The sequence below is a fragment of the Sporomusa sphaeroides DSM 2875 genome (assembly GCF_001941975.2).
GTDB classification, from domain to species: domain Bacteria; phylum Bacillota; class Negativicutes; order Sporomusales; family Sporomusaceae; genus Sporomusa; species Sporomusa sphaeroides.
The window spans coordinates 14,616-27,500 of sequence record NZ_CP146991.1; the positions used below are offsets into that span (position 1 = coordinate 14,616).

The 12,885-nt window shown below is 46.4% G+C and carries 7 protein-coding genes and 3 rRNA genes (1 of these 10 cut by a window edge); 7 read left to right on the forward strand and 3 right to left on the reverse strand.

Annotation, left to right across the window (positions count from 1 at the left end):
• Positions 1-119: 119 nt before the first annotated feature.
• From SPSPH_RS00070 to SPSPH_RS00080, 3 genes are all read left to right on the forward strand, one after another.
• Positions 120-2,045 (forward strand): PrkA family serine protein kinase, encoded by a 1,926-nt coding sequence (locus SPSPH_RS00070; RefSeq protein WP_075756515.1) that lies wholly within the window; start codon positions 120-122, stop codon positions 2,043-2,045.
• A gap of 69 nt (positions 2,046-2,114) precedes the next feature.
• Entirely contained in the window at positions 2,115-3,320 is a 1,206-nt protein-coding gene (locus SPSPH_RS00075) for a YeaH/YhbH family protein (protein ID WP_075756516.1), read from the forward strand.
• Positions 3,320-4,624, forward strand: a complete 1,305-nt coding sequence (locus SPSPH_RS00080; protein WP_075756517.1) for a SpoVR family protein — start codon at positions 3,320-3,322, stop codon at positions 4,622-4,624. The genes SPSPH_RS00075 and SPSPH_RS00080 overlap by 1 nt, the downstream gene beginning before the upstream one ends.
• Before the next feature lie 45 nt (positions 4,625-4,669).
• On the opposite strand, the gene buk is transcribed toward SPSPH_RS00080, so the two are convergent.
• The 3 genes from buk to SPSPH_RS00095 all read right to left on the reverse strand — a co-directional run bounded on the left by buk (position 4,670) and on the right by SPSPH_RS00095 (position 7,244).
• Positions 4,670-5,743 carry a butyrate kinase gene (buk, locus tag SPSPH_RS00085; RefSeq protein ID WP_075756518.1) on the reverse strand — a complete coding sequence of 358 codons (1,074 nt, stop codon included), beginning with the start codon at positions 5,741-5,743 and terminating at the stop codon, positions 4,670-4,672.
• A 216-nt stretch (positions 5,744-5,959) separates the two neighbouring features.
• Positions 5,960-6,586: a sporulation membrane protein YtaF gene (gene ytaF, locus SPSPH_RS00090; RefSeq protein WP_075756519.1), complete on the reverse strand. Its 627-nt coding sequence runs from the start codon at positions 6,584-6,586 to the stop codon at positions 5,960-5,962.
• A gap of 19 nt (positions 6,587-6,605) precedes the next feature.
• Complete coding sequence (locus SPSPH_RS00095) at positions 6,606-7,244, reverse strand: manganese efflux pump (protein ID WP_075756520.1); 639 nt, start codon at positions 7,242-7,244, stop codon at positions 6,606-6,608.
• Positions 7,245-7,529: 285 nt separating this feature from the next.
• Between SPSPH_RS00095 and gyrA the strand changes: the two genes are divergently transcribed.
• The 4 genes from gyrA to SPSPH_RS00115 all read left to right on the forward strand — a co-directional run.
• The gene (gyrA, locus tag SPSPH_RS00100) at positions 7,530-9,971 is read left to right on the forward strand and encodes a DNA gyrase subunit A (protein WP_075756569.1); all 2,442 of its coding nucleotides are present in this window, start codon (positions 7,530-7,532) and stop codon (positions 9,969-9,971) included.
• A 545-nt stretch (positions 9,972-10,516) separates the two neighbouring features.
• Positions 10,517-12,073, forward strand: a 16S ribosomal RNA gene (locus tag SPSPH_RS00105).
• Between the two features lie 167 nt (positions 12,074-12,240).
• A 5S ribosomal RNA gene (rrf, locus tag SPSPH_RS00110) occupies positions 12,241-12,357 on the forward strand.
• Between the two features lie 285 nt (positions 12,358-12,642).
• A 23S ribosomal RNA gene (locus SPSPH_RS00115) occupies positions 12,643-12,885 on the forward strand; it runs 2,674 nt beyond the window's last position.
• The 16S, 23S and 5S rRNA genes sit together here, the layout of an rRNA operon.

Consider the following 12,885-nt stretch of genomic DNA (forward strand, 5'->3'; position numbering starts at 1 on the left):
TCCAACAAGGTAATAAATTAGTAAAAAGGTATCTACTTATTTCGTGACATAAAATGTATCGCTATAAAAAATAATCCCAGGCAGACCCCATAATTCCAAATAAGGAGGCAGGTACTTATATGGCCTATGATTTTGAGAAACTGATTAAGCAAGACCGAAAAGAGCATAAACAATATAAATTTGACGGTACTTTTCTGGATTATTTAACAATTATTAAAGAAAATCCCGGGCTTGCCGTATTAGCGCATCAGCGAATGCACGAACTGCTGATAAAGCCTGGTGTCGAGACAATAAGAACCGAAGAAAATCCAAGGTTGCGGCGAATCTATGGCAACGATACCATCAAGCGTTATCGTTTTTTTCAAGACAATTTTTTCGGGATAGACAAAAGTATTATGAAGATTATGCGTTACTTTCATTCTGCGGCCATGAAGGGGGAAGAATCCCGGCAGGTGTTGTACCTGGTTGGCCCGGTAGGGGCAGGCAAGTCTTCGATCATGGAAGCACTGAAACAAGCTTTGGAAATGAGTCCGCCTATTTATATACTCAAAGACTGCCCCATGCGGGAAGAGCCGCTGCACCTTATCCCAAAACATTTGCGCCCGCAGTTTGAAGAACTATTGGGTATTAGCGTAGAAGGTGACTTATGTCCTATTTGCCGTTACCGGTTAAAAAATGATTATGATGGTGAATTTGAACGCTTTCCGGTTACTGCCACCGGGTTTTCCATCCGGTCCCGCAAGGGCATTGGCGTTGTACCGCCGGTTGATCCTAATAACCAGGATACATCGGTACTATCCGGCTCTGTCGATATTTCCAAACTGGACTTATACCCGGAAGACGATCCGCGGGTATTATCCTTAAATGGCGCGTTTAACGTCGGTAACCGGGGTGTGGTCGAGTTTATCGAAGTATTTAAAAACGATGTAGAGTATCTGCACACAATGATTACAGCCACCCAGGAAAAGTCGATTCCCTCCCCGGGCAAAGGGGCTATGATTTATTTTGACGGCATTATTCTGGCTCATTCTAATGAAGCCGAATGGAACAAGTTTAAATCCGATCATACCAATGAAGCCATTCTTGACCGGATTGTCAAGGTAGAGGTGCCATATTGCCTGGAACTTGATGAAGAAGTCAAAATTTATCGCAAAGTGCTTAAAAACAGCACTTTTAATGCCCATATTGCCCCCCATACCATCGAGGTTGCCTCCATGTTTGCCATACTCACGCGGCTGGCACCCTCATCTAAGGTGGATTCGTTTACTAAATTAAAAATTTATAATGGGGAAGAAATTGTCGAGAAAGGTTCTACGAAAAAAGTTGATATATTTGAATTGCGCGAGGAAGCTGTGCGGGAAGGCATGACAGGCATTTCTACCCGTTTTATTATGAAAGCGCTTGATACTACTTTGTCGGAGTCGGAATTTAACTGCATCAATCCCATTGCTGTTATTGAGACGATGGTCAGAGCCGTCAAAGACCTTGCTATTGCCGAGGATGAAAAGAAACGCTATCTGGGATTTTTACAGGATACGGTAAAAAAGGAGTATAACAAAATACTGGAAAAAGAAGTGACAAAAGCTTTTATTCATGGTTACAAAGAACAGGCCGAAAGCCTGTTTAACAACTATCTGGACCATGCTGAGGCTTATGTCAATATGACAAAACTAAAAGATAGAAACACCGGTGAAGAGCTTGAGCCTGATATCAAATTTCTGCAATCCATTGAAGAGCAAATTGGTATAACCGCTACAGCCGCCCAAGGCTTTCGTCAGGATGTTACCTCCTATATGTTCACCGTTATGCGGGGTGGAGGGAAAATTGATTATAAGAGTTATGAACCGCTCAAAGAAGCTATTGAAAAGAAGCTAACTTCGTCAGTCAAAGAGCTTTCCCGGATTATTACCAAGGCCAGGGTACGGGATAAAGAGCAGGACAGCAAGTTTGACGCCATGGTGGAATCCATGAACAAGAATGGCTATTGTCCGCATTGCTGCAATGTAATCTTAAAATATGCAGCCAATAACTTGTGGAAGGATTAGTAGTTCACCAAGCCCAAATCCACAGACTATAGACTTGGCAGACTACTAGTGCGGGAGCGGAGGTGACTTATGGCAATCTTCAAGGAGGGACGTACCGGCCAGTCTGACCGTTCACAATATGACCGTAAACGCCACCGGGAGCTGGTGGAAGACTCTATCAGACGAAATTTAGGCGATATTATTGCCGAAGAAAGTATTATTGGTCAAAGTAAAAACAAAAAAATAAAAATACCCATCCGCGGTATCAGAGAATATCAGTTTATTTATGGCAAGAATAATGGCGGCTCTGCCAGCGGCACAGGCGGCGAGCAGCGCGGTCAGGTTATTGGCCGGATCAACGGCCAGCCGGAAAAAGGCTTAGGTCAGGCCGGCAACGAGCAAGGGGAAGACATTTATGAGACAGAAATCACTATGGATGAAATCATCAACTACTTGTTTGAAGATATTAACCTGCCTGACTTGGAACGTAAGAAATTTTCGCTCCAGGAGTCGGAATACAAGTTTAAAAAGTCAGGCTACCAGCGCAAGGGCATTCCGCCAAGACTGGCAAAAAAGCGAACTATGGTCGAAAAAATCAAACGCCAGCAGGGAATGACCAGAGAAAAGGCATGTATACCATCACTTGATGATAATGGCTGCCCGGTACGTGAGCGGGTGCCTTTCCGTGAGGAGGATTTGCGTTATTTCCGGGTAAAAGAGGATATCAGGCGTCATTCCAATGCGGTGGTTTTTTGCATTATGGATGTATCAGGCTCCATGGACCAGAGCAAAAAATATTTGGCCCGTACTTTTTATTTTCTGCTTTATCAATTTCTGCGCTGGAAATACGAACAGGTTGAAGTAGTATTTGTTGCCCATACCACGGAAGCCAAAGAAGTAAATGAACGCGAGTTTTTTCATCACGGTGAGTCCGGCGGCACCATGATTTCGAGCGGTTATGCCAAGGCACTGGAGATTATTGAGCAACGGTACAGTCCCTCGGTATGGAATATCTACGCTTTTCACTGCACCGATGGCGACAACTGGACGGAAGACAACCCGCGAACAATCGAGAAAGCCAAAGAGCTGGTCAGTGTCAGTAATTTGATGGGCTATGTTGAGATACTGGCCAATTATGGCTATGGCATTACTATCCGGCGCGAACTGGAGAAAAGCATTAGGGATGATAATTTTGTTATTGTTTCTATGGGGCGGAAAGAAGATATCTGGCCGGCGCTTAGACGGATATTGGAAAAAGAATCGGAAGTTGACACAACTGCCGGGGGTGACAGCTAATGGCAGCAGATTATGCAATGCATGAACTGGAAGAGTGGAGCCGGAAGCTGGAGCAGCTTGTTGCAGCAAAGGGACTTACTTGCTATGAGCAGCACTTTGAAATTTGCAGCTATGAAGATATGCTGTGCTATGAAGCGTATGTCGGCATGCCGTCCCATTATCCCCACTGGAGCTATGGCAAAGCATATGAACGCCAAAAGACTTTTTATAGCTACAATCTGACCGGATTGCCGTATGAGATGGTGATAAACTCAGATCCCTGCATCGCTTATCTCATGCGGGATAATACCTTGTTATTGCAGATATTGACCATTGCCCATGTATATGGGCATAATGATTTTTTTAAAAATAACCGGCTGTTTAAAGAAAATACCCGGGCGGAGCTTACTGTTGAAATGTTTAAAGCCCATGCCAACCGGATACGGGATTATATAGCCGATCCAAGCATTGGACCGCAAAAGGTGGAACGTATTCTTGACGCTGCTCACGCGCTAAGATTTCAAGTCCGCCGGCAAGGTGAGGGAAAAGTGCCGGGAAAAAGTGAGCTGGCCAAAGAGCTGCCTCATCAAGTGCCTGACCGGTTAAAAAGCGACCTGCTGTGGTTTTTAACCGAACGGGGGAAACTAGCTTACTGGGAGCGGGATATAATAAGTATTGTCAGGGAAGAGAGCTTCTATTTTATTCCCCAGGTGGAAACCAAAATTATGAATGAAGGCTGGGCAAGTTATTGGCATTACAGCCTGCTGAATGAACTTTCACTGCCACAGGGATTGCAGCTGGAATTCCTGCAGCGCCATAACCTGGTTGTCAGGCCTTATGAAGGGCAGCTTAATCCATACTTTATGGGATTTAAGATGTTTGAATATCTTGATAAACAGTATGGGCGGGAAAAGCTATTCGAAATCCGGGAGCAAGAGCGGGACACATCGTTTTTACGGCGGTATTTGAACCAGGAACTGTGTGAAGAAATGAAGTTGTTTAATTACAAGGTGCGCGGTGTGGATCTTGTGGTATCAGAGGTGGCTGACGAAGAAGGCTGGAAAGCAATCCGGGATGAACTGGCCAATACTGTTGGCCTGGGGACAGTGCCGGAAATTAATCCGGAGGGTGTGGAAAATGGTGTGCTGCTGCTGCAGCATATGTATGACGGACGGGAATTGGAAATGAATTATGCCAAAGAAACCATTAAGTATGTTGCAGAACTATGGGGCGGCAAAGTGGAGTTAAAGACCAGGCTTAATGACAAGGATAAGATAATCCGGTGTACCGAAGATAAGATTGTATCGGTGTGGGATACAGTATAATGACAGCAAACCCCCAGGCCAAAACATAGGCCTGGGGGTTTGCTGTTAGGAGTTATATACTTTGGCAGCCTCTTCACCGGTCAGTACCCGGTAAGCGCCCTCGGCCAGCGCCTGCAGTTCATTTTCTCCCGGCAGGACAATCACCGGCGCAATGAAGCCGATATATTCTTTGAGTTTGGCGGTAAGCTGCTGTGAGTAAGCAATCCCACCGGTCAAAATAATATAGTCTACCTTACCGCAGACAGGTACGGCAGCGGCGGCAATGCTCTTGGCAATAGTATAAATCATCGCTTGATAGACAAGTTCTGCCTGGTTGTCGCCGGCGGCCGCACGACGCTCCACTTCACGCACATCGTTGGTGCCCAGATGGGCCACCAAACCGCCTTTGCCGGCCAGGAGTTTAGCGGCGGCAGGGTAGTCCAGTTTTTCCGTAATCAAAATTTCAGCAAACTGAGCAGCCGGAACCGTACCGGCACGTTCAGGGGAAAACGGACCTTCGCCGTCCAGGGCATTATTTACCTCAACCACTTCCCCAAAGGTATGACAACCGACCGAAATACCGCCGCCTAAATGGGCGACAATCAGATTAAGGCTGTCATAATCGCGATTGATGCTTTTGGCAAACCGTTTAACGACAGCTTTTTGGTTCAAGGCGTGAAAAATGCTTCTGCGGGTAATCTCGGGGCGGCCGGTAATCCGGGCCACAGGTGCCAGTTCGTCGACAACGACAGGATCGACAATATAGCCGGGGCAGCCGCTTTGCCTGGCGATGCCGTCAGCCAAAATAGCGCCAAGGTTACTGGCATGGGCGCCATAGCGGTTGTTTTTTAAATCATCGAGCATAACCTCATTTATTTCATAAGTACCGCTGGGCATAGGTTTTAGCAGTCCGCCGCGGCCGACGACTGCCGCTAAGTCGCTGGCGTTAATATTTTGGCCGGTGAAAAAGGCATGAATTTTTTCCAGGCGGTATTCCAGCTGATCGCCAATAACAGCAAATTTTGCAATATCTTCAGCGCTATGGTTGATATTTTGGCTGAGGATTTCGGTAGTATCCTCGTATAAGCCGATTTTGGTGGAAGTAGAACCAGGGTTTATTGTTAGAATTTTATATGGCATAATATGACCTCCATTTACTGCAATAATATATATTCCGTGTTAAAGAATCTGGCAGGCGGTTGGTGTATTGACAACGCTCCACCACTGGCGTTTGACTTGCGCTTTTGCCAACACACCACCTGTCTGCAAAAAAATTAGCACGTTATATATGGCTAGTTCTATTGTAATATTATTACCTGAACTTGTTAAGTGGCGAAAGCAAAGAAAAAGTCTGGCTTAGACCAGACGCAAGAGTCCGAGAATAATTAAAATTGCCCCAGGGATATAAGGAAACCGTTTTTTTAAATCATCTGAGGCTAAGCGGGCAGCGGCGCTAATTCCTGCCGCAATCAAAGCTACCTGGATAAAAGCCATGACTGCCGGGGTATAGAGCGGCAGCGGTTTAATCAGAGCCGCGGCAAAGGTGGCAATGAAATTATCAATGCCCAAGGCTAAACCGAGAAGTATGGCCTCAGAGGAATTTATTGAGCGGGAATTGTCCATGTCGGCGGTTTCCGGATCGGCCATGATATTAATAACAATGCGTCCCAGACGAAAGGTAACGCAGTTGTTGCTTGATTCGGCAGCCTGGCAGAACCTTCTTTTAGTGAGGTATTCGCAAAAAATGTTCCAGGCTCCAATACTAATCAAGAGCAGTGATCCGGCAACAACAGCCAGGTGGGTATTGAGAAACGAACCCAGGTAATAAGCGAAGGTCATTGCCGCTCCGGTGCAAAGGGCTGTGATAACGCCGATTACGGCCATGGACTGTAAGGGAACGGTTATTGATTTTAATCCGTAGGCTGCCCCGGCGGTAAAAGCATCCAGACTGACGGCAAAACCCAGTAGAAGCACATAAAGCATAGTTTTTCCTCCTATTGTATCAGCCCAGACGCAGCAGTCCTAAGATAATTAATAAGGTTCCGGGAAGATAGGGAAAGCGTTTTTTTAAGTTTTCCGGGAAAAATTTGCGGGAAGAGTAGCAGCCGCCTGCAATACATATCATATGTATCAATCCTATGACTATTGGTGTGTAGAGCGGCAGTGAACCCATAAGCGCAACGGCAAAGGTACCCACCATGGCATCAGCACCAACGGCCAAGCCTAAGAATACTGCTTCCAGTGAACTGATGAAGCCCAGTCTGTCGACATCAGCAGTTTCCGGTTTGGCCATAATACTGACAACCAGCCGGCCAAATGAAAAAGTCAGTTTACGGGCGGTAACCTCGCCATCCATTTCATAGGAGGTGACACTTTTGGTAAAATACTGTTGGCCGAGGCTCCATAAGCCAAGCAAAATCAGGAGTAACGCGCCAAGGATAAGCGCAATATCGGTATTGATAAATTGACCGACCATATAGGCCATAACCATTGCCACAGCGGTACAGATGCTTGCAACTATACCGACAATGATGAGTGATATTAAGGGCATCCTGATATTTTTCAAACCATAAGCGACACCGGCGACGAAACCGTCAATACTGACTGCCAAACCGAGCAGCAATACATAAAAAATGCTCATGAATCTTACGCCTCCTGCTGTCATGATGAGACAGTGTTGTCTTTCGCCCTAACAGAAAGTCTAACTTTCTTAAGAGCAGGATTAACATCGGCTTGTGCTGTCGCCAAGGGCTTGACGCAAGCCGTGTTTTCTTTATAGTAGTATATGGTTTGAAGAAAAGTTCGGTTACAGGCGGGATAATAGAGATTGTTTTTGACTTTGTCTGGTGTTTGCAGGATTTTTTTGCATATGTGGGGAAATTATAGTAGAATGACGAATTATTGAGGTGGTTTTGTGCAAGATGGTTTGGATTTTGGTTTAGGCAAAGTATTGCCGATCAAAATTGAAGATGAAATGAAAAATTCATATATTGACTATGCTATGAGTGTAATTGTTATGCGGGCATTGCCTGATGTCCGCGATGGACTAAAACCTGTTCATCGCCGGATACTGTATGCCATGCACGAAGCAGGAATGGCTGCCAATAAGCCGTACAAAAAATCGGCGCGTATTGTCGGTGAAGTGCTTGGTAAATACCACCCTCATGGCGATAGTTCGGTATATGATGCCATTGTCCGTATGGCGCAGAATTTTTCGACCCGTTACATGCAAGTAGACGGACATGGAAACTTCGGTTCTGTTGATGGAGATTCGGCAGCGGCTATGCGTTACACAGAAGTGCGCATGTCACGGATTGCTGAAGAAATGCTGGCAGATATTGAAAAAGACACCGTTGATTTTGTTCCCAACTATGATGAATCGTTAAAAGAGCCCGCGGTACTGCCGGCCAAAATACCCAACCTTTTGATCAATGGTTCTTCGGGTATTGCGGTAGGGATGGCTACCAATATTCCTCCTCATAATCTGGGGGAAGTTGTTGATGGCCTCATAATGATGATTGAAAATCCTGAGGTAACTATAACCGACTTAATGATGGCCATTAAAGGCCCTGATTTTCCCACAGGAGCTTTAATCCTGGGACGGGAAGGCATTAGACAGGCTTATACTACCGGTAAGGGCAGTGTTAAAATCAGAGCTCAAGCCAGAATAGAAAATATGTCTGGCGGTAAACAGCGTATTTTGGTGAGTGAACTGCCGTATCAGGTTAATAAAGCCAAATTGATTGAAAACATTGCTGCCCTTGTTAGGGACAAAACCATTGACGGCATTACCGATCTTAGAGATGAGAGCGACCGCAATGGTATGAGAGTGGTTATCGAACTTAGACGGGATGCTAATGCAGATGTTGTGTTAAATCAGTTGTATAAGCATACCCAGATGCAGGATACTTTCGGGGTTAATATGCTGGCTCTGGTAAACGGTCGTCCCAAAGTGTTTAACCTGCGGGAAGTTCTTTATCATTATCTGGAACATCAAAAAGAAGTAATTGTTCGCCGCACTAAGTTTGAATTGGCTAAAGCGCGGGCCAGAGCTCATATTTTAGAAGGCTTGAAAATTGCGCTTGATCATCTGGATGCTGTTATTAGCACAATTAGGCAATCGCAAACTCCGGAAATAGCTAAAAATGCATTAATGGATAAATTCAGCCTGAGTGAAAAGCAATCGCAGGCTATCCTGGATATGCGTCTCCAGCGTTTGACCGGACTGGAACGTGAAAAAATTGAGAACGAGTATAAGGACATAATGGAGACCATCGAATGGCTGGAAGGCGTACTGGCAGACGAAAGCAAAGTAATGAACATCATCAAAGAAGAACTTTTAGATGTTAAAAAACGGTTTTCGGACGAACGGCGTACGGTCATTACCAGCGATGTTTCCAAAATGGACATGGAAGACCTGATTGCGGAAGAGGATATTGTAATAACCTTGACTCACCAAGGCTATATCAAGCGTTTGCCGGTTGATACCTATCGCAGTCAGCGGCGGGGCGGCAAAGGCGTAACCGGAATGGGAACCAAAGAAGAAGATTTTGTCGAGCATTTATTTGTGGCGACAACTCATCATAATCTCCTGTTTTTCACCAGCAGGGGACGGATGTACCGGTTAAAAGGCTATGAACTACCGGAGGCCGGGCGCACAGCCAAAGGAACGGCTATCGTTAATTTGCTGCAAGTGGAGAAAGATGAAAAAATCACTGCTGTTATTCCGATCAAAGAGTTCAGTGCCAAACGGTACTTGTTTATGGCTACGCAAAAAGGTACTGTCAAAAAATCGGAACTGCTTGATTTTGATACCGCCCGTAAAGGCGGCTTAATTGCAATTTCCTTAGATGAAGATGATGACTTGATTGGCGTTAAACTGACAAATGGCGAATGCGATATCATTATGGGTACCCGGGATGGCAAGGCCATTGTTTTCCGTGAAGCCGATGTCAGGATTATGGGCCGGACAGCGCATGGTGTCAGAGGCATAACTCTGGAACCAGGCGATCAGGTTGTTGGCATGGATGTAACCAAAAAAGATGGTGAAGTGCTGACAATAACTTCTGAAGGGTATGGCAAACGTACTGCGGTCACCGACTACCGGATAACCGGACGGGGCGGCAAAGGTGTTATTAATATCAAACCAAACTCGGCTGAAAAAATTGGCCATGTAGTTGGCATTAAAGTGGTCAAGCCCGGACAGGAGCTAATGTTAATAACCATTGACGGCATTATCATCCGGATGGAGATTGATACCATATCGATAACCAGCCGCAGCACGCAGGGTGTAAAAGTTATGCGCACCGATGCGGAGGATCAGGTAATAGCATTGGCTGTTGTTGAAAAAAAGGCTAATAACGATTAAAGTTAGCGGTGCCCCGCCATGGCGGGGCACTCTGTTTTTTTGTCCTAACAAACAGTATAATTCCACAATGCCGCGCCGTTGGTGCCGACCCTCCGCTTATGCATAACCGCCGCCTGCACTGTGTTATGGAATAAACTGTTATTGACATAATCAACAAATGCGTGATAATATAAGCAAGTCGTCTCAATGGGAGGTAATAATAACCAAAACCTATAGTGGCGGCAGTAAATACCAAAATAAATATGTTGACACGGTAGCGTAAGCGTGGTAACATAAAAGAGTTGTCGCTGTTACGGCGATGATGTCCCGGATAAAATGTGCAAGATGCGTCCGAGACAGCAGCGCATTCATGCGCGTCGTTCTCTGAAAACTGAACAATGTAAGTAATGCATCATAAAAAAGCCAGATGTGCGGTGCTCAATGAGCACTTTAAATATAAGCAGGCACACGGAATCTGTGATTTTGCTGTGATCGCTTAGTTAGATGTTTTACATCTAACATCAATTTCAAAACTTTATGAGCCACAAAAGGCTCCATAAATAAATTTTATGGAGAGTTTGATCCTGGCTCAGGACGAACGCTGGCGGCGTGCCTAACACATGCAAGTCGAACGGAGTATTTAGCAATAAATACTTAGTGGCGAACGGGTGAGTAACGCGTAGACAACCTGCCTCTAAACTGGGGACAACACCGCGAAAGTGGTGCTAATACCGAATGTGGTAACTTGGCTGCATGGCTAAGTTAAGAAAGATGGCCTCTACATGTAAGCTATCGTTTAGAGATGGGTCTGCGTCTGATTAGCTAGTTGGTGAGGTAAAGGCTCACCAAGGCGACGATCAGTAGCCGGTCTGAGAGGATGAACGGCCACACTGGGACTGAGACACGGCCCAGACTCCTACGGGAGGCAGCAGTGGGGAATCTTCCGCAATGGACGAAAGTCTGACGGAGCAACGCCGCGTGAGTGAAGAAGGTCTTCGGATTGTAAAGCTCTGTCGTTTGGGACGAACGTGGATTGTGTGAATAATGCAATCTAATGACGGTACCAAAGGAGGAAGCCACGGCTAACTACGTGCCAGCAGCCGCGGTAATACGTAGGTGGCAAGCGTTGTCCGGAATTATTGGGCGTAAAGGGCGTGTAGGTGGATTCTTAAGTCGTGTGTCTAAGTGCGGTGCTCAACACCGTATGGGCGCAGGAAACTGGGAATCTTGAGTGCAGGAGAGGAAAGTGGAATTCCCAGTGTAGCGGTGAAATGCGTAGATATTGGGAGGAACACCAGTGGCGAAGGCGACTTTCTGGACTGTGTCTGACACTGAGGCGCGAAAGCCAGGGGAGCGAACGGGATTAGATACCCCGGTAGTCCTGGCCGTAAACGATGGGTACTAGGTGTAGAGGGTATCGACCCCTTCTGTGCCGGAGTTAACGCAATAAGTACCCCGCCTGGGGAGTACGGCCGCAAGGTTGAAACTCAAAGGAATTGACGGGGGCCCGCACAAGCGGTGGAGTATGTGGTTTAATTCGACGCAACGCGAAGAACCTTACCAGGGCTTGACATTGAGTGAAAGGTCTAGAGATAGATCCCTCCCTTCGGGGACACAAAAACAGGTGGTGCATGGCTGTCGTCAGCTCGTGTCGTGAGATGTTGGGTTAAGTCCCGCAACGAGCGCAACCCTTATCCTTTGTTGCCAGCACGTGATGGTGGGAACTCAAGGGAGACTGCCGCAGACAATGCGGAGGAAGGCGGGGATGACGTCAAGTCATCATGCCCCTTATGTCCTGGGCTACACACGTACTACAATGGGCTTAAACAAAGTGAAGCAAGACCGCGAGGTTGAGCCAAACACACAAACAAGCTCTCAGTTCGGATCGGAGGCTGCAACTCGCCTCCGTGAAGTCGGAATCGCTAGTAATCGCAGGTCAGCATACTGCGGTGAATACGTTCCCGGGCCTTGTACACACCGCCCGTCACACCACGAAAGTTGGCAACACCCGAAGCCGGTGGGGTAACCAGTAATGGAACTAGCCGTCTAAGGTGGGGTCGATGATTGGGGTGAAGTCGTAACAAGGTAGCCGTATCGGAAGGTGCGGCTGGATCACCTCCTTTCTAGGGAGATAACAGACTTGAAATACAGTCTGAAATCCTAGGTCGGTACATTTGGCAGATACATTACACTTACATTGTTTGGTTTTGAGGGAATGCTAATTAGTAAAAGTTACTTGTTGAAATATACGAGTGACCATGCTAACATAGATATTCCTGAAAACAACATATCCAGTGACGATAGCTGTGGGGCTCCACCTGTTCCCATCCCGAACACAGTAGTTAAGCCCATAAACGCCGAAGGTACTTGGCTGGAAACGGCCTGGGAGATTAGGAAGTTGCTGGTTCAGGAACGCAATGCGTTCCGTTGTTCCTTGAAAACTGCACAGAAGAAAGCAAAGTAAAGTAATGTCTCATAGTAACATATGAGAAGTTCTTTACGCGCAATTAGGATTTTTTTTATTAGAACTTAGATTAGCAAACGCTAGTATAAGTTGAGGCGAAACTGGCTAGAAGGTGTCAGCTGCTAGGCGCACCGGAGGAGTATGCAGCGCCGCGTACTGATGTACGCAAGCAAATACTCCGAGGAGCAACGACGCAGATGGCGGCTTATAGACAGTTGCAGCTAGGTAAGTCAAGTTAATAAGGGCATACGGTGGATGCCTAGGCGCCAAGAGCCGAAGAAGGACGCGGTAAGCTGCGAAAAGCTAGGATGAGCTGCAAGCAAGCTTTGACTCCTAGATCTCCGAATGGGGGAACCCGGCGGTGGTAATGCACCGTCACACTACTTTAGTAGTGAGGGCACCCGGGGAACTGAAACATCTAAGTACCCGGAGGAAAAGTAATCAAACGAGATTCCCTAAGTAGCGGCGAGC

Bases quoted from the DNA above. Each gene is read 5' to 3' on its own strand.
- SPSPH_RS00070 (WP_075756515.1), top strand. From the start codon at position 120: ATGGCCTATGATTTTGAGAAACTGATTAAGCAAGACCGAAAAGAGCAT.
- SPSPH_RS00075 (WP_075756516.1), top strand. From the start codon at position 2,115: ATGGCAATCTTCAAGGAGGGACGTACCGGCCAGTCTGACCGTTCACAA.
- SPSPH_RS00080 (WP_075756517.1), top strand. From the start codon at position 3,320: ATGGCAGCAGATTATGCAATGCATGAACTGGAAGAGTGGAGCCGGAAG.
- buk (WP_075756518.1), bottom strand. From the start codon at position 5,743: ATGCCATATAAAATTCTAACAATAAACCCTGGTTCTACTTCCACCAAA.
- ytaF (WP_075756519.1), bottom strand. From the start codon at position 6,586: ATGCTTTATGTGCTTCTACTGGGTTTTGCCGTCAGTCTGGATGCTTTT.
- SPSPH_RS00095 (WP_075756520.1), bottom strand. From the start codon at position 7,244: ATGAGCATTTTTTATGTATTGCTGCTCGGTTTGGCAGTCAGTATTGAC.